Origin of the sequence: Paenibacillus pasadenensis, from assembly GCF_002864175.1 — a bacterium.
Classification (GTDB): Bacteria; Bacillota; Bacilli; order Paenibacillales; family Paenibacillaceae; genus Paenibacillus_O; species Paenibacillus_O pasadenensis.
Genome location: NZ_NFEZ01000004.1, coordinates 2,068,721 through 2,086,721, shown reverse-complemented (window position 1 = coordinate 2,086,721; position 18,001 = coordinate 2,068,721). Strand labels below are relative to the sequence as shown.

Sequence of the window (18,001 nt, the reverse complement as noted above, 5' to 3'; positions counted from 1 at the left end):
ATCCCGCTTCCGGGAGCGCGGACGCGGCTCCACTACCGAACCTTCCAAGGAGGGCTATCATGAGCCAAGTACCGAAACGTTCCGAAACCGCACCGGAGTACCGTTGGAAGCTGGAAGACATCTTTGCCGACCAGGCCGCCTGGGACAAGGAATACGGCAAGGCGAAGGAGCTCATCCGCTCCGCCGCCGCGTTCCAGGGCACGCTCTCCGAAGCGTCCCGCCTCAAGGCTTGCTTCGAGCTCGAGGACGACATCGGCTACCATGTGGAGCGCCTGTACGTATTCGCCAACATGAAGCATCACGAGGATACGGCGGAGCCGCAATACCAGGCGCTGTCCGAGAAGTCCCAAAAGCTCAGCGTCGAGGCCGGCGAGGCGCTCAGCTTCCTGACGCCCGAGGTGCTCGCGCTGCCGGAAGAAAAGCTCGAGGCGTTCATCGCCGACCCGCAGCTCGCTCCGTACAAGCATACGCTCGAGGAGATGAAGCGGCAGAAAGCCCATGTGCTCTCCAAAAACGAGGAGTCGCTGCTCGCCCAGGTCGGCAACATCAGCAGCGCGCCGAACACGATCTTCAGCATGCTCAACAACGCCGACCTCAAGTTCCCGAAGGTCCGCAACGAGCAAGGCGAGGAGGTCGAGCTGTCGCACGGCCGCTATATCGAGTTCCTGGAGAGCCGGGACCAGAACGTTCGCCGCGAGGCGTTCAAGGCGATGTACGATACATACGGCAAGCTCAAAAATACGCTCGCCTCGACGCTGAGCGCGAACGTCACCAAAAACGTCTTTTACGCCAAAGCCCGCAAATATCCGTCCGTGCTGGAGATGTCGCTCTACGGCGACAACATTCCGAAGACCGTGTACACGAATCTGATCGACACGGTGCACGGCTCGCTGCCGCTCATGTACCGCTACATGGAGCTGCGCAAAAAGCTGCTCGGCGTCGACGAGCTGCATATGTACGACCTGTTCGCGCCGCTCGTGGACGAATTCGACATGAAGATCACGTTCGACGAAGCGAAGAAAATTACGGCCGAAAGCTTGAAGCCGCTCGGCGAGGACTACGGCAAGGCGCTGCAGCAAGGCTACTCGGACAGCTGGATCGACGTCTACGAGAACGAAGGCAAGCGCAGCGGCGCCTATAGCTGGGGAGCCTACGGCACGCATCCGTACGTGCTGCTCAACCATAAGGACAACCTCAACAGCATGTTCACGCTGACGCATGAGATGGGGCACGCGCTGCACTCGTTCTATTCCGACGGCAACCAGAAGTACCGCGACGCGCAGTACACGATCTTCCTCGCGGAGGTGGCCAGCACGCTCAACGAGGCGCTGCTCATGGACCATCTGCTCAAGAAATCGACCGACCGCAAGGAAAAGATGTACCTGCTCACCTACTATGCCGATCAGTTCCGCACGACCGTGTTCCGCCAGACGATGTTCGCGGAGTTCGAGAAGATCATCCACGAGAAGGCGGAGGCGGGCGAGTCGCTGACGCCGCAGGAGCTGTCCAAGATCTACTACGGCCTCAACGAGCTGTACTACGGCAAGGGCATGACGGTCGACAAGGACATCGAGATGGAATGGGCGCGCATTCCGCATTTCTACAACAGCTTCTATGTGTACAAATACGCGACCGGCTTCTCGGCGGCGACGAGCTTCGCCAAGCAGATCCTCGACGAGGGCCAGCCTGCGGTCGACCGCTACCTCGGCTTCCTGAAGAGCGGCGGCAGCGACTTCTCGATCAACATCCTGCGCAAGGCCGGCGTCGACATGAGCTCGCCGGAGCCGATCGAGCAGGCGATGAGCGTGTTCGAGGACGTCATCCGCCAGCTCGAGGAGCTGGTCGATTCTCCGTCCGAATAGCCGCATCGCATCGCCAAAGCCAGAAAAAGCCTTTCCCGGGCAGCTGCTGCCGGGAAAGGCTTTTTGGCATGGCATGGAGGCGGTGCGTGAGGCGGCGGGCGCGAGCGTCCGGAACGCTCCGCCGGAAAGCGCGGGAGCGTCGATCCCCGCCCTCTCCGGCGGTTATCCCAGCAGCGCCATCGCCGCGGCGAGCGCGCCGGCGAGCAGCGACGAGACGAGGTTGACCGCGTCGTTGGTCATCCAGGCGAAGCCGCGCACTCGCTCGGCGGGACGCCCGCAATGCTCGGCGCGCTCCGTCTCGCTGCCGCAGGCGGAGCAGCGGTACATGACCTGGAACGTCGCGCCGAGCCACGAGTCGGCGAGCGCGCCGGCCAGTCCGGCGAGCGCGCCGGCAGCCAGCAGCGCGCCAAGCGGCGGCGCGGGGACGGCCGCGGCGGCGCCCCAGGCGAGCGGCGCGGCCGCAGCCAGCAGCGCGGCGGCGGCCCCGATGAAGGCGCCGCCGAGCAGCGCCGCACCGGTGCCGAGCGGCGTGACGCCGCCGCTCGTGCCGGCCGGCACGCGGCGGAGCGTGCGCACCGACCGCGGCAGGCGGCGGCTCAGGGCGCCGATCTCCGTCGCCCAGGTGTCGGCGTTGACGCTCGCCATGACGCCGACAAAAGCGAGCGCCAGCCAAGGCTGCGGCCAGATGGCGTAGGCGGCGCAAAGGAGCAGCCCCGCCCCGCCGTTGGCCAGCACCTGTCCGGCGTCGCGGCGGCTGCCCTTGGCATAGCCGCGCTCCGCGCCGGCCTTGGCGCGGTGATGCTTTTTCCACTTCGACCAGAGCGTCGAGCTGACGAAAAACGCCAGCAGCAGGCCGAACCAGAACGGTCCGCCCAGCGCGACATAACCGGTGCCGACCATTGCGGCCGCAAGCGCTCCCGAGCCGGACAGCGCGCGCAAGCGCCAAGCCGCGCCCGCGATCGCGGCCGCTCCGGCGGCCGCGGCGGCCAGCCTCAGCAGCGGCTGGCCGTCGAGCAAGCCCCACGCGTCCATCGTCTTCCCCCTTTCGACGCCAACGCGCCTCGCTGTTGTCAGTCCCAGGTCCGGTGCGGCTGCGGCAGGCTGCGCATCGCCTCGCGCCAGCACGCCGGATCGTTCGTGCAAATCATCAGCCGGTCATCCATCAGAGCATGCTGACGGATGAGCCGGTAATCGTCGATCGTCCACGCCATGACGCGCAGGCCCGCCTCGCGAAGCCGCCGCAGCCGCTCCCGGTTCAAAGCGCGGTAGTCGATCGACAGCAGGCCGCAGCCCAGCTCCCGCAGCTCCTCCGGCAGGCGGCCGTTCCAGCTGTCGGCGATCAGGCCGGTCGGCACGGCGCCTCCGAGCTCGCGCAGCCGAAGCAGCGAACCGCGGCTGAACGAGGTCAGCACGCAGCGCTGCTCCATGCCGGCGTCGCGCACCGCTGCGAGCACCCGCTCCTCCAGGCCGTCCGCCCCGCCGTGGCGCTTGAGCTCGATGTTGAAGCGCAGCCGCCCGCCGAATTCGCGCAGCGCCTCGGCCAGCGTCGGCACCGGCTCGCCCCGATAGGCGGCCGAGAACCAGCTGCCCGCGTCGAGCCGGCCCAGCTGCTCGGCCGTCAGATCGGCCGCTTCGCGGCGCCCTCCGGTCGTCGTCCGCCTGAGCGTGCGGTCATGGAGCAGCACAGGCGTCCCGTCGCCCGCCAGCTGCACGTCGATCTCCGCCCAGCCGATGTCGGGCGCCTCCGCGGCCAGCCGGAGCGCCGAGAGCGTGTTCTCCGGAGCGAGGCTCGACCAGCCGCGATGCGCGACGCACGGATTCCTCAACGCGGCTCACCTCCCCGCGGACTTCTCAACGCGGCCTCGCCGTCTCGCGGACTTCTCAACGCGGCTTCACCGTCCCGTCCGCTCCGATGGTGGCGGCCTTGCTGATGCCGTTCAGCCGCTTCAGCTGAGCCGCAAGCTGCTCGCCCGAGACGGGCGCAGGGCGCGACTGAGCGATCTTCATCGGGTGGAACTGGAGGCCGCAGCGGCCGTCCTTGGCGCAGACGGCGTCGAGCACGCCGGTCTCGCTCGTGTTCGAGTTCGCATTGGAGGTGAAAATGAAGTTGCCGAGGCTGTACGCGATCCATTTGCCCTTGTACAGCTCGAAGCCCTGCAGCACATGCGGATGCGCGCCGATGATGAGATCGGCTCCGGCGTCGATGAACGCCCGCGCGAGCGAGCGCTGGTGGTCGACCGGCTGATCGGCGCGCTCGCGGCCCCAATGGACCATGACGACGACGAGATCCGCCTGCTTGCGAGCGGCGCGGATCGCCTCCTCCGCGCGCGCCGGATCATAGGCTTCGGCGACGCCGGCACGGGTCGGGCCGGCTTTCCACTCGACAACCGGCAGCACGCGGCTGACGCCGAGATAGGCGACCTTGACGCCGCCGCTCTCCAGCACGACCGGCGCGTACGCTTCCTTGTCGGTGCGGCCGCCGCCGACATGCGGCAGTCCGGCGTCGTCCAGATGGCCGATCGTATCGAGCAGCCCCTCGACGCCCTGGTCGAGCGTATGGTTGTTGGCGAGCGTGACGACGTCGAAGCCGGCGTCCTTGAGCGGCTTCACGTATGCCGGCTTGCCCTTGAAGACGAACTGCTTGCCCGTGGCAGGATTGCCGCGTGACGTGATCGGCGTCTCCAGATTGCCGGCGGTCAGATCGGGCTTGGACAGCCGCTCGGCCGCGCCGGTGAACGGGTAGTCCAGCCCCTCGCTCTCCATCAGGCCGGCTACCTTGGCGGCCAGCAGGATGTCGCCGGTAAAGGCGAGGCGGATCGTCGGCGCGTCCTTGGGCACGAGGCCCGACCAGCCGGACGGCGAAGCCGTCGGCCGCGCCCCTGCTCCCGAGCCGCTCGGCGGCGTGGAAGGCTCGGACGGCGAAGCGCTCGGCGCAGCCGATGGAGCTGCCGACGGAGAAGCCGACGGCTCGGGCGACGGAGTCGCGGAGGGCGTCGGCGATGCGGACGGCGACGCCGTCGGCGATGCGGAAGGCGGCGCCGTCGCCGGGGCAGGCTCGGACGGCGCGGCCGTCGCCTCGGCCAGCGGAGCTCCGCCGGAATCCGGCCGATTGTCGCGGCTCAGGCCGAAGACCAGCACGGCGCCGGCTCCGAGCAGCAGGGCGAGCAGAATGACATTCAAGACGAGCAGGCGGCGGACCGCGCGCTTGCGGCGCTGGCGCTGCTGCTGTCTGGCTTGGCTGCGGTTGCGGTACAAAAAGACAGCTCCTCTCGCGAAGGCAGGAATGAATGGATGAGGCGAACCGGATTCCGCCAGATGGACGGACCTTACGCCATTATACCATTCTATCCCCGCTCGGAAAGGAGCCGGTTCTTCTTAGCTTAAAGACGCCCAGATTTGCCGCGCCGCCTCGCGGCCTTGGCGGATGCAGTCCGGCAGCCCGACGCCGTCGAACGCGGCGCCGGTCGCATAGACGCCCGGGCAGTCGCGGCGCATCGCGGCGCGCAGCCCCGCGATCGCCTCGACGTGGCCGACCGGATACTGCGGCATCGAGCGGTGCAGGCGCGTGATCTCCGTGAACAGCGGCTCCGCCTCGATGCCCATCGTGTCGCGCACGTCGCGGCGCACGGCGGCGATCAGCTCGCCGTCCGGCAGCAGCGCGCCCTCCTCCGCTCCCGCGCGGCCGACGTAGCAGCGCAGCAGCACGCGGCCGTCCGGGCTGCTGTGCAGCCATTTGGACGACGTCCATGTGCAGGCGGTGATCGTACGCCCTTCGGAGCGCGGCACGAGGAAGCCGGAGCCGTCGAACGCCATGTCGGCGATATCCTCCTCGCGGAACGCCATGACGACGTTGGCGACGGAGACATACTCGACGGCGCGCAGCGCGGCCGTGTCCGTCAGCGGCTCCAGCAGCGCGGCGGCCGCCTGGCTCGGCACGGTCACGACGACCGCGTCCGCGGCCAGCGTCTCCCCGCCCGCCAGCTCCAGCTCATACGCCGGAGCCGCCTCGCCGGAGGAGCGGCGGATCGCCTCGATGCGCGTCTCCATCCGCCGCTCGATGCCGCCCAGCGCCTCGTCCAGCCCGTCGACGAGCGTGCGCAGCCCGCGCCGGTACGTCATGAACACGCCGCCGCGAGCCGCCGCCGGCACATAGTCGGGCGCGGCCGGAGCGCCGCCGGCCTTGGGCGCTCGCATGCCGCGGATGAGGCTGCCATGCTCAAGCTCGGCCTGGCGGAACTGCGGAAACGTCGCCGCGAGGCTGAGCTTGTACAGATCGCCGGCGTAGATGCCCGCGAGCAGCGGCTCGCTGATGCGCTCCACCATCGCCCGCCCGAAGCGCCGCTCCAGCAGGCTGCCGACCGACTCGTCGCGTCCGTCGTCCGGGCGCGGAGCCGTCAGGAAGTCCTGCGAGGCGCGGAACTTCTCCTGCGGGTCCATCAGCTCCGTCTTGAGGAAGCTGGCCATGTCCGCCGGCACGCCGAGCGCGAGCCGCGCCGGCATCGGATGCAGGCGGCCTCCTTGGTAGATGTACGTCTTGGCCGCCTTCGGATTGGTCGTGACGAGCTCGTCCAGCAGGCCGAGCTCCTGCGTCAGCTCCAGGATCGCCGTCTTGCGGCCGAGGAACGAATCCGGGCCTTTTTCGATCGTGAAGCCGTCCTTGCGCAGCGTCTCGATGCGGCCGCCGAGGCGGCCGCTCGCCTCCGCCAGCACGATCCGCGCCTCCCGCCCCTCCTGCCGCGCCTGCAGCTGCAGGTAGAACGCCGCGCTGAGGCCGGTCAGTCCGGCTCCGGCGACGACGATGACCGGCGTCCGTCCGGACGTCATGACGGCAGCTTCGCCGCCGCTTCGCGGATGCTGTCGGCGAGCGTCTCCATGTACAGCGGATCGGAATTCAGCATGCGGATGCGGCCGAACGCCACGCCGAGCTTGTCCGCATGGGCCATCGCCTCGATGTCGAGGTCGTAGAGCACCTCCAGATGGTCGGAGACGAAGCCGACCGGCGCGGCGAGCAGCGCCCGCTCCCCTTCTCCCGCCAGCTTGTCCATCGTCTCGAGGATGTCCGGACCGAGCCAAGGCTCCGCCGTGCGTCCCGCGCTCTGCCAGGTGAACTGCCAGCGCGGCGCTCCGGCCGCCTCGGCGACCGCGCGCGACGTCTCCAGCAGCTGCTCCTCGTACGGATCGCCCGCCTCGCGGATGCGCTCCGGCAGGCTGTGCGCGCTGAACAGCACCTTGACGTCCGCTCCGCCGGCTTTGGCCGACACGGCCTCGACGCCTTCGCGCACGCGCTCCGCGAGCGCCTCGATCAGGCTCGGATGCAGATGGTAGGATTCCACGCAGGCCAGCTCGATGCCGTGCTTCTGCGCCTCGGCGAGCGCCCGCTTGTTGTAGCTGGCGATGCTCATCGTCGAGTAATGCGGCGCCAGCACGATGCCGACCGCGCGCTTCACGCCGTCCGCGGCCATCGCCGCGACGCCGTCCTCGATGTAGGGACGGGCATGCTTGAGGCCCTGGTAGCAGCGGAAGCGGCCCGGCTCGGCCGTATCCAGCTTGTCCTGCAGGCTGGATACTTGGCGGTCCGTGTTCTCGCGCAGCGGAAAGACGCCGCCCGCGATCGCCTCGTAGCGGTCGGTCAGCTCCTTGAGCTGCTCGGCCGACGGCGCATGGCCGCGGCGGATGTGGGTGTAGTACTCCTCGACGGAGTCGAGGCTTTCCGGCGTCCCGTACGACATCACGAGCACGCCGATCGCAGCGTTAGACATGAGGCAGCTCCTCTCCCGTATGGACGGCTGCCGGCTGCGCGCCGGACAGCGCCTTGGACGAATAGTCATGCACGAAGGCCGTCAGCTCGCGCAGCTTGTCGAGCGAGGCTTCGGGGAACAGGCCGTGGCCGAGGTTGAACACATAGCCCGGCTCCTGGATGCCCTGGTCGATGATCGCGGCGGCGTGGCGCTCGATGACGTCCATCGGCGCGGTGAGCACGACCGGATCGAGGTTGCCCTGGATCGCATAGCCGCCGCCGAGGCGCCGGCGCGCCTCGGGAATGCTGACGCGCCAGTCGATGCCGATGCCGCTCGCCTGCAGGTCCCGCAGCTCCGGCAGCAGCTCGCCCGAGCTGACGCCCGGGAAGTAGATGCCCGGCTGCTCCAGATCGGACAGCTCCGCGAAGATGCGGCGGATCGTCGGCAGCACGTACCGGCGGAAATCGGCCGGAGCCAGCGAGCCGACCCAGCTGTCGAACAGCTGGTACGCCTTGCCTCCGCTGGCCGCGTGGGCCCGCAGGTAGGCGATGACCATATCGCCCAGCTTGTCCATGAGCAGGAACCAGGTGTCGGGATCGCCGTACATCATCGCCTTGGTCTTGAGGTAGCTGCGCGACGGCTTGCCCTCGATCAGATAGCTGGCGATCGTGAACGGCGCGCCGGCGAACGTGATCAGCGGCACCGTCAGCTCGCGGTCGAGAATGCGGATCGTCTCCAGCACATGGCCGAGGTCGCCCTCGACGTCGATCGGCTTCAGCCGCCGGACGTCCTCCGCGCTGCGGATCGGATTGTGGATGACCGGTCCCGTGCCGGCCACGATATCGAAATCGATCCCGATCGAGGCGACCGGGTTCATGATGTCGGAATAAAGGATGGCTGCGTCCACGCCGAGCTTGCGCACCGGCATGAGCGTCACTTCCGCGGCCAGCTCGGGCCGGCGGCAGATCTCGAGCAGGCTGTACGATTCCTTGATCTTGCGGTAATCCGGATCGTAGCGCCCCGCCTGCCTCATGTACCAGACCGGAACATGGCCGGTCGTTTCCCTCCGGAGAGCCCGGAGGAAGGAGTCGTTGTTGATCATGTGCGCGCCCCTTCGCTCTCTATGAATTTCCCATCGTTTCCATTATGCCCGTTTTCAAAATCGCTAACAACCTTCGCCCCGCGGAGGCTATGACAATCCTATGACAAACGAGTTTCAACCCCCGATCAAAAAGATTATACTAAGGTAATGAGCAAAAGGCGCCTTACGGCCTGGGCAAATGCTCCGTCAGGGCGGGTTTGCAACTGCGCCCTAGGCCGTCAAAACGCGAAGGAGACCGCTGATCTATGACTCTATATCCCGTTCGCCACGATCTGGCCGCCTCGGCGCTGGAGCAGTCGCCGTTTGCCGTCGCTCTGCTCGATCCGCATGCGATGGAATGGGCCGGCATGAATGCCGCATTCCTTCGGCTGGCCGGATACGGACAAGAGCCGAACCGCCCGGCTCCCCCCGGCCCCGAGCAGCTGCTGAAGCTGGAGTCCGGCACGCTCCGAGACGCCGCCGAGGGCGTCCTTGGAGGAGCGGCCGGCGAGCGCCGCGCGATGCTGCTGACGGCGCGCTCCGGCTCCCTTCCGGTCCGGGCCGCTTTCGCGGACGCTTCCGCAGGGGGAAGTCCCTGCATCGGCGTCTATATCCTGGAATCAAGCCCGGCCGCGGAAGAGCCGCTCGTCGAGGACAACATCGCCGAGCTGATCGCCGACCATACGCTCGATCTCATCACCTGCAGCACGCCCGAGGGGACGATCCTTTATTGCGCGCCCTCCATCAAGGAGATTCTCGGCTACGACGTGAGCGAGATGATCGGGCGCAACCGGCGAGAGTTCTACCATGAGCAGGAGGCGCGCGAGATGACGCCGGAGCGGATGTACGACACCGGCCGGAACTTCGTGCGCCGCGTCCGCCACAAGGACGGACGCTTCATCTGGATGGAGACCTATTCCCGAGAAATCCGGCTCCAGAACGGCCGCAAGCGGGTGCTTACGTTCGGACGCGACGTCACCGGCATGAAAAAATACGAGGACATGCTCGCCGCCGTCCATCGCATCGCCAAGATCGGCGCCTGGGAGTGGGACATTGAGCGCGGCCTCATCACCTTCTCCGAGGATGCCCGGCGCATGTTCGCCTATCTGCTGCCTGCGGAAGCCGCGCCCGTGGACGCCCTCGTCGACTCGCTGAACCTCGACGACGGGCCGGTCGACCGCAGCATGAAGGAGTTCCTCCGCCTCGGCAAGGACAACTCTCCCGGCGAAAAGGTGTGGGAGTACGCGCTCGACCTTCCCGACGGCTCGTCCAAGACGATCCAGGTCCGCTGCGAGCCGCGGCTGAACGAGCAGGGCAAGCCCTACCGGTTCACCGGCATCGTGCGCGACGTCACCGAGCAGCGCCAGCTGCAGCGCCAGCTGCTCGAGAGCGAGCGCAACTACCGCCTGATTACGGAAACCTCGCCCGATCTGATCACGCGCCACAAAGGCGATCGGCAGGTCGAGTTCACCTTTCTCTCCCCTTCGGTCGAGAAGCTGCTCGGCTACAAGGCCGAGGAGCTGCTCGGGCGGACCGTCCTTCCGTACGTGCATCCGGACGACCTGCAGCGGGTGCAGGGCTATATCGAGCAGCAGCTGCAGGCCGACAGCTCGCAGACGGTCGAATACCGCTTTCTCCGCAAGGACGGCTCCTACGTCTGGCTCGAGGTCACCTGCAGCTGCATCCGCGACGGCAAAGGCCGGCCGCTCGAGATCGTCGCCGTCTCGCGGGACATCTCCGAGCGCATCCTCTCCAGCCACAAGCTGCAGGAGAGCGAGCAGCGCTACAAGTCGCTGTTCGAGCATAGCCCGCAGGCGGTCTACTCGATGAACCTGCAGGGCGACTATTTGACGGCCAACGAGCATCTCGAGCGGCTGACGGGATACAAGCTCGACGAGCTGATCGGCATGTACTGGGGACCGATCGTGACCGAGGAATATACCGAGAAGACGCTTCATCATTTCCAGCTCGCCTGCCAGGGCCATCCGCAGTCGTACGATCTCAAGATCCGCCACAAACAAGGTCACGAGCTGCTGATCAATACGATCAACATCCCGATCATCGTGGACGACGAGGTCGTCGGCGTATACGGCATCTCCAGCGACATCTCGGAGCGGGCGCGCTACGTCGAGCAGATCGAAAAGCTCGGCTATCAGTACACGCTCATCCTCAACGCCGTGTCCGAGGGCATCCTCGGGCTGGACAACGAAGGGCGGGCGATGTTCGTCAACCCGGCGGCGATGGCGATGCTCGGCCTGACGGCAGCCGAGTCGAGCGGCGGCTCCTATCTGGACATGATCGAGCAGACGCGGGCCGACGGAACGCCCTACAAGCGCCACGAGTCGCCGATCCATCAGGCGCTGCGCGAGGGCCGCTCCTACCATAGCCCGGAGGCGGTGCTCTGGCGCAAGGACGGCTCCAGCTTCCTCGCGGAGTTCCGCGTCACGCCGATCTTCGACCGGGGCGAGCATCGCGGCGCCGTGCTCGTCTTCCAGGACATGACCAACGAGAAGGAGATCATCCGCGCCAAGGAATCCGCCGAAGAGGCGGACCGCGCCAAGTCGGAGTTCCTCGCCATCATGAGCCATGAGCTGCGCACGCCGATGAACGGCATCCTCGGCATGGCCGACCTGCTCGCGGGGACGAAGCTCGACGAGGAGCAGCAGAGCTACGCCGACATGATCATCCAGAGCGGCGAGTCGCTGCTGCGCCTGCTCAACGAGATTCTCGACTTCAGCAAGATCGAGGCCGGCAAGATGGTGCTCGAAAAGGAGCGCTTCTCCATGCCGAAGCTGGCCGCCGAGGTGGCGAATCTGTTCCGCGCCGTCGCCTCGGAAAAGCAGCTCCGGCTGGAGCTGCGGCTGGACGATTCGATCCCGGCCGCGCTGCTTGGCGATGCGGGGCGCATCCGTCAGGTGCTGGTCAACCTTGTCGGCAATGCCGTCAAGTTCACCGAAGAGGGGCGGGTGTGCCTGTCCGCGCGGCTGCTCGGCCGCGACCGCAGCGCCGCCCTGCTGGAGCTGGCGGTGCAGGATACCGGCATCGGCATCCCGCTGGACAAGCAGAACCTGCTGTTCCAATCGTTCTCGCAGCTGCATCCCGGCCTCAACCGCAAGTATGGAGGCACCGGGCTCGGCCTCGCCATCAGCCGTCGCCTCGTCGAGCTGATGGACGGCTCGATCGCCGTGGAGAGCATGCCGGGCGAAGGCTCGACCTTCCGCGTGCTGATCCGCCTGGAGGTCGAGGAGGACGAGGGGCTCCGGCAGTCCCGGCCTTCCCACGAGGGCCGGCTCGATGCGGTCGAGCCGGCGGCCTCCGCCCGCTTCAGCGGCGTCCGGGCGCTCGTCGTCGACGACAATCAGGTCAACCGCATGCTGCTGAACGCCCTGCTCGGCAAGATGGGCTGCTCGACCGACAGCGCCGAGAGCGGCCAGGAAGCCGTCCACGCGCTGGAGCGGGGGCGCTACGACATCGTCTTCATGGACCTGCAGATGCCGGTCATGGACGGACTGGAGGCGACCCGGGCGATCCATGCCCGCATCCCGGCGGAGCTTCAGCCGGCGATCGTGGCGGTGACGGCGTTCGTCCGCCAGGCCGACCGCGACAAATGCCTTGAGTCCGGCATGAAGGACTTCATCGGCAAGCCGGTGTTCGCTTCGGAGGTCGCCCGCGTGCTCGGCACGCTCGTCTCCGGCGGCTACGGCGCGGAGCGCGCGCGGAGCTGAGCTCGGCTCGCAAGAATGGAACGATAGGTTCAATTGGAATCCCGATCCATGTAAGGCGGCGTTCAACGTTGCTATAGTTTGGATTAGGGTGATCGAAGACATGGCTTATGACTACTCCGTAATCGGCAAGCGGATCCGCAGGGCTCGCGAGGAAAAGGGCTTGACCCAGGAAGCGCTGGCCGAGCAGCTCGACGTGTCCAACGCCTACATCAGCAAGATCGAGCGAGGCCGGACGCCGATCAATCTCGACCGGCTGTCCGAGCTGTGCGTCGTCCTCGAGGAGACGCCGGAATACTTGCTGAGCGGCGCGAACCGCTCCTCCCAGGACTTCTTGCGCGGCGAGATCATGGAGATGCTGGAGGGCTGCTCGCCCGAGAAGATCCGGCTCATCTCCCAGGTGATCCGCCCGATCGTGGATTTCAAGGAAAAGGAATAATCAAAAGGGGGCAGCCCCGCGATCCGATTCGGACCGCGGGGCTGCCCCCTTTTTGATGCCGGCTGCGCACGCCGGCGGGCTGCCCCGCCCAACGAACGCCGCCGCTCCCCTAGCCCCTGGCAGAGGCCCTCATCTGCGAGAGACGCCTCAGCCCCGGGAAACCGCGGCGCGCGCCTGCACCTGCACCTCGTCCGGACGGTAGACGCTCACGAGCGAGCCGTCCTTGGCGGCGGCGAACAGCACGGAGCGCTCGGCTTCGAGGGTGAACGCATACGACGTGCCGGTCGCCGGATCGACGACGCGGATGTCCGCGTCAAGCGCGTATTCGGAGACGAAGATGAAGACGGCTCCGTCCTTGAACTGCAGCTTGCGGCCGTAGACGCCGGCCAGCTCGCCGCCCTGCTCCCAGAGCAGCTCCTGCTCCACGCCGGCTGCCTCCAGCGCGATGTCGTATACCGCCTCGAGCGGCATCCAGCTCTCGGCCAGCTCGAGCGGCAGCGGGCACCAGAGCAGGCGGCCCTGGCCGAGCGCGATGTCATGCAGCTTGGCCGCGGCGGCCGGGCGGCCGTCCTCGCCGAGCGGCGACTCCTTGCTCAGCCGCGCGATGCCCTCCCCGCCAAAGCCGACCGGCAGCAGCTCGCCGTCCAGCTCGAGCGCCTCCTCGCGGCGGACGTTGCCGACGGCCGTCGCTCCGATCAGTCCGCGCGCGCGGGCCGTCGGGCGCCAGTACGCGTCCAGCGACAGCGGGCCGGTGACGAGCAGCGTGCCGCCGGTCCGCTCCGCCCATTCCGTCAGCGCCGCGAACGCCTCGTCGCTCAGCGCATGCGCGGACGGCAGCAGGATCAGCTTCGGCGATTCGTACGACGGATCGCTCAAAATGTCGAGCCCGTACTCGCCGAGCGAGCGGAACGGCACGTTCATCCGATGCGCAAGCGAGCGCGCCAGGCGGGACGTGCTTTCCTCGACGCTGGAGCGGTTCGAGAAATCGCTGCTGTACGGATAGACGACGGCGACCTCCTCCAGCTTGCGGTCCTCGAACAGATGCCCGCATTCGCGGATGAAGCGTCCGAAGTCGTACGAGACGTCCGCCTCCGGCTTCTCCGTGCCGTCGGCGCGCAGCGCCCCGATATGGGACTCGTTCACGTTGTGCATATAGAAGTTGATGTTCCAGATCCACTGCACCGCGCCCGCTCCGCCCGTCGAGAACGCGTAGGCGTACTTGCGCTCGAGGATCGCATGCAGCTCTTCCTCTGTGCGCTTGGCGAAGCCGTCCGGCGTCTCGACGTACATGATGCCCGTCTCCTGGATGACATTCGGCTTGTTCGGCGTCTTGGCGAAGACGCCGTCCAGCACGAGCTGGTCGTTCTTCCACCAGGAATGGACCGTCGTGTAGTCGACCGCCTGCTCGTAGAACAGCGGGGACGGACGCTGCGCCTGCAGGCCCTCGTCCTGGCCGACCGTCACGAGCTGCTTCGGCTGCACCGCCTGGATCGCCGCCCGCAGCTCCGACGCCCAGCGGTTGTGCATATCCTGCGAGAACAGCAGGTAGTCGAGCCACTGGCCGCTGCGCTTCTCGACCAGCTCCGTCGTGGAGAAGCCGATGTCCTGCGGCAGCGGAGGCAGGATGCTCTCGAACGACGGCAGGTCGAGCGGCGACATGTTCCAGCGCTCCTGCAGCGTCCCGATGTCGCCGTGCCGCTCCTGCAGCCACTGCCGGTACGCGGCGACCTCGAAGCGGTCGCGCAGCGTGCTCGCCGCGTTCCACAGCTTCGCCGGGTTGAACATCGTCGGCTCGTTGATGAGGTCCCAGTGCACATGCGCGCTGTCCTTGTGCCGGGAGACGATCGCCGTCAGGAAGCGCTTCTGCGCCTCGACGCTGCGCGGGTCGAGGTACGGGTTCTCCCCTTCCCACAGCTCCGGCGTGAACGCGAAGAAATTGAACACGAGCTCGAGGCCGTGGCGCTTCGCCGTCAGGATGAGCGCGTCGACCGCGCGCAGCATCTCCTCGCTCACATGGCCGTCGACGAACGCCATCTTGCGCAGCGCCGTCCAGAGGCCGGTGCGGATCAGGTTGATGCCCGCCCGCGCCATCTGCTCCATGTCGCGGTCCCAGACGGCCGCGTTCGGCAGATGCAGGTACTTGCGCGCGACGTCGCTCGTCATGTACGTCATGCCGACGATCGGCAGCGGGCGTCCTTCCTTGACGAAATAATCGCGGCCCGCCTGGAGCATCCCGCCCTCGCGCAGCAGCGTCTCGTCGCGGCCCCAGAAGCCTTGCACGAGGCGGCGCTTCTCGCCGCTGCCCGCCGCCGTCAGCTCGGCGTCGATCCGGTAGTAGCCCGGCTCCGCCGCGATCGGCAGCGCGACGCGCTCATAGTCGGCCAGCGCGCCCGAGGCAAGCTCGAGCTCGCCTCCAGCCACGACCTCGCGCGCGCCGCCGCGCTCGCGGCTCACCTCGTAGCGGACGCGCCACGCGCCGTCGGCGCGCTCGTTCAGGCGCTGGCGCTGGAACGTCAGCACCGGCTTCTCGCCCGGCTCGTAGCAGGCGTAGTTGGGCTTGAGCCACCACTCCGTCACGCCGCGCGCGGCATAGTCGCCCCAGGCGGCAAGCGCCTCGGCGCCCCTTCCCTCCGCCCAGAACCTTGCCCCGGCCTCGCGGCAGGCGAAGATCCAGCGGCCGCCGGCAAAGTCGCCCTTCGTATTTTCCAGCAGCACGACCGGCGCGCAGCGCTCGCGGCCGTCCTTGTCCTCGCCCGTTAGCAGCGGGTAGATGTGGGCGTCCATCGGGCCTCCCGAGCCGTTCTCGCCCGGATGGTCATGCGAGCGCGTCACATGCAGCGCCAGGCCGTAGGTCGGCGCCCCGTCGAACAGCTCCTCCGCGCCGTCCAGCAGCGGAATCGCGGAAGACGCCTTCCAGCGGACGACCTTGGAGACGTCTGCGCGCAGCGCTTCGTGGATGCCGATCGCCTGATGGTAGTTCGTCTGCTCCAGCTCTTCCTTCCAGCCGCTATCCGTCGCCGCGACCGGAACGCGCAGCGGAATGCCGCCGATCGTCACGAGGCCGCCGCCGCGCTGCAGATGGCCCAGAATCGCCGGCCACGCCGCCTTGGGGAAATAAGGCCCGTGCAGCAGCAGCAGCGCCTCCGGGCGCTCCGTCTCGAGCCGCGCCGCCAGCTCCTCCGCCGTCGCGACGGAACCGCTCAGCGCCGCGAGCTGCTCCGGCTCGGGGCGAACCCCGGGGAATGGAAAGCCTCCATCGTAAAATGCCAGCCATGTCGCCATGAACCAACTTCCTCTCTATGCAAAAGTTTGGCTTGCTTGAAATCGTTAGGTTTGTTAGGCTAAAAGCATCCGAATTTCAACCAAACTTTAGAGGGTGCATGATGCGATGTCAAGAGGAGGAAAAGTGACGATGCAGCAGATCGCCGATCGGCTGCATGTATCCAAATATACGGTCTCCCAGGCGCTCGCCGGCAAAGGCGGCGTCAGCGAGGCGACCCGCCAGCGGGTCATGGAGACGGCCCGCGCGATGGGCTACGAGGCGCCTTCGTCCCGCCCCCCGCTCGGGGCCGCCGTCTACGACTCGGCTCTCGCCCGGCCGTCGGCCGCCGGCGATGCCGACGGCCGCTACATCGTCGTCTGGATGTCCCGCATCCATCAGGAGGAGCCGATGTACTGGCAGCGCGTGCTCGGCGGCATCCAGGAGGCATGCCGCCTGCACGGGTGGGGCGCCGTCGTGCTCGCTCCCTTTGACGACGGGCATGTCTCCGACATCCTGCCGCCTTACCTCGACCGGACGCGCTGCGTAGGCGGCCTCGCGGTCGGCTCGTTTCCGCTGAAGCAGCTCGCCGCCATGAAGCGCACGGCCCTCCCGGTCGTGCTCGTCGACCATCAGGAGCCGTTCTCCGGACTCGACAGCGTCGCCAACGACAACATCGCGGCGGCGCGCATGATCAGCGGCCTGCTGCTCGACCGCGGCTGCCGCAGCTTCGTCTTCGTCGGGAGCGACCGGTTTTCCGTCAGCTTCCGCGAGCGCTGGCTCGGGTGCCGTTCGGCGCTGGAGCAGACGTTCGCCCAGCGCAAAGACGGCGAGCTGCGCCGCTGGACGATCCCTTATTCGCGCGAATGGATCGACACGCTGCAGGCGCGGCTCTCGCGGACACGCCCGGACGAGCTGCCCGACGCGTTCGTCTGCGCCAACGACGACATCGCCGCCGAGCTGCTCAAGCTACTGCTGCAGCGCGGCGTCGACGTCCCCGGCCGCTGCCGCGTCGCCGGCATCGACAACATCGAAGGCTCGGCCTGGACGCGTCCGCCGCTGACGACGATGGACCTCGGCAAGGAGCAGCTCGGCCAGCGCGCCGTCGAGGCGCTCGAGCGCCGCATCGCGCGACCGTCCGCGCCGGTCGAGCGCGTCGGGCTCGTGCCGGAGCTCGTCCTGCGCGCGAGCACCTGACCGTCAGCCTTTCACGCGCATGACGGCCAGCCCGTCATAGGCGGGCAGCAGCGTGCCCGCTAGCCGCGGGTCCTCCGCGAGGCGGCGGTTGAACTCCCGCATCGCGAGCACGGACGGGCCGGTGCGCGCCGGATCGGCGACGCGGCCGCGCAGCAGCGTGTTGTCGGCCACGATGACCGCGCCCGGCTCCGCCAGCTCGATCGCGGCGTCCAGATAGCGCGGATAGCCGCCTTTGTCCGCATCGATGAAAAAGAAGCCGAAGCGCCGGCCCTCCGCCTTCAGCGCCTCGAGGCTGTCTCCCGCGTCGCCGACCCGGTATTCCGTCCGGCCGCCGAAGCCGGCCGCCTCCAGATGCGCTGCCGCCAGCTCCGCGTATTCCGGGAGCAGCTCCAGCGAGGTCAGCCTGCCGTCCGGAGCGAGCCCGCGCGCCAGGCAGATGCCGCTGTAGCCGCCGAGGGCGCCGATCTCCAGCACCTGGCTCGCTCCGCTCATCGCGACGAGCAGCGTCAGCAGCCGGCCATAGCCGGTCGGCACGGAGATCTCCGGCATGCCGCGCTCGCGGATGCCCTCCAGCACCCGGCGCAGATCGGGATCGGGGGGGAACAGCTCCTCGATGTAGCGCTCCATCTCTTCGGGTCCAAGCAAACGTTCTTTCATGGTTCGTTCCTGCCTTCCTCGTTGTGCTGGATCGGTACGATCGCCT

General features: G+C 67.6%; 12 protein-coding genes. 4 read left to right on the top strand and 8 right to left on the bottom strand.

Going from position 1 to position 18,001, the window contains the following annotated elements:
* Positions 1–59 precede the first annotated feature (59 nt).
* A complete protein-coding gene (gene pepF, locus B8V81_RS18410; protein WP_028599496.1) occupies positions 60–1,862 on the top strand; it encodes an oligoendopeptidase F in 1,803 nt (600 codons plus the stop codon).
* A gap of 162 nt (positions 1,863–2,024) precedes the next feature.
* Here the strand turns inward: pepF and B8V81_RS18405 are convergent, their stop codons facing one another.
* From B8V81_RS18405 to hemE, 6 genes are all read right to left on the bottom strand, one after another.
* The gene (locus B8V81_RS18405; RefSeq protein WP_052333381.1) at positions 2,025–2,894 is read right to left on the bottom strand and encodes a DUF92 domain-containing protein; all 870 of its coding nucleotides are present in this window, start codon (positions 2,892–2,894) and stop codon (positions 2,025–2,027) included.
* Positions 2,895–2,932: 38 nt separating this feature from the next.
* The gene (locus B8V81_RS18400; protein WP_028599494.1) at positions 2,933–3,688 is read right to left on the bottom strand and encodes a glycerophosphodiester phosphodiesterase; all 756 of its coding nucleotides are present in this window, start codon (positions 3,686–3,688) and stop codon (positions 2,933–2,935) included.
* A gap of 55 nt (positions 3,689–3,743) precedes the next feature.
* Positions 3,744–5,117 (bottom strand): CapA family protein, encoded by a 1,374-nt coding sequence (locus B8V81_RS18395; RefSeq protein WP_028599493.1) that lies wholly within the window; start codon positions 5,115–5,117, stop codon positions 3,744–3,746.
* Positions 5,118–5,237: 120 nt separating this feature from the next.
* Complete coding sequence (gene hemG / locus B8V81_RS18390) at positions 5,238–6,686, bottom strand: protoporphyrinogen oxidase (protein WP_028599492.1); 1,449 nt, start codon at positions 6,684–6,686, stop codon at positions 5,238–5,240.
* Entirely contained in the window at positions 6,683–7,621 is a 939-nt protein-coding gene (gene hemH / locus B8V81_RS18385) for a ferrochelatase (RefSeq protein WP_028599491.1), read from the bottom strand. Before hemH ends, hemG begins: the two co-directional genes overlap by 4 nt.
* Positions 7,614–8,702 (bottom strand): uroporphyrinogen decarboxylase, encoded by a 1,089-nt coding sequence (gene hemE / locus B8V81_RS18380; RefSeq protein ID WP_028599490.1) that lies wholly within the window; start codon positions 8,700–8,702, stop codon positions 7,614–7,616. The genes hemH and hemE overlap by 8 nt, the downstream gene beginning before the upstream one ends.
* Positions 8,703–8,947: 245 nt before the next feature.
* Between hemE and B8V81_RS18375 the strand changes: the two genes are divergently transcribed.
* On the top strand, positions 8,948–12,406 hold the full coding sequence (locus B8V81_RS18375; RefSeq protein WP_101808933.1) for a PAS domain S-box protein: 3,459 nt from the start codon (positions 8,948–8,950) through the stop codon (positions 12,404–12,406).
* A gap of 100 nt (positions 12,407–12,506) precedes the next feature.
* Positions 12,507–12,842 carry a helix-turn-helix domain-containing protein gene (locus tag B8V81_RS18370; RefSeq protein WP_028599489.1) on the top strand — a complete coding sequence of 112 codons (336 nt, stop codon included), beginning with the start codon at positions 12,507–12,509 and terminating at the stop codon, positions 12,840–12,842.
* 147 nt (positions 12,843–12,989) lie between these two features.
* Here the strand turns inward: B8V81_RS18370 and B8V81_RS18365 are convergent, their stop codons facing one another.
* Positions 12,990–16,124 (bottom strand): alpha-amylase family protein, encoded by a 3,135-nt coding sequence (locus tag B8V81_RS18365; RefSeq protein ID WP_101808932.1) that lies wholly within the window; start codon positions 16,122–16,124, stop codon positions 12,990–12,992.
* A gap of 106 nt (positions 16,125–16,230) precedes the next feature.
* On the opposite strand from B8V81_RS18365, the gene B8V81_RS18360 reads away from it, so the two are divergent.
* Complete coding sequence (locus B8V81_RS18360; RefSeq protein ID WP_028599487.1) at positions 16,231–17,298, top strand: LacI family DNA-binding transcriptional regulator; 1,068 nt, start codon at positions 16,231–16,233, stop codon at positions 17,296–17,298.
* A gap of 3 nt (positions 17,299–17,301) precedes the next feature.
* Here the strand turns inward: B8V81_RS18360 and B8V81_RS18355 are convergent, their stop codons facing one another.
* On the bottom strand, positions 17,302–17,955 hold the full coding sequence (locus B8V81_RS18355) for an O-methyltransferase (protein WP_101808931.1): 654 nt from the start codon (positions 17,953–17,955) through the stop codon (positions 17,302–17,304).
* Between the last annotated feature and the right edge of the window lie 46 nt (positions 17,956–18,001).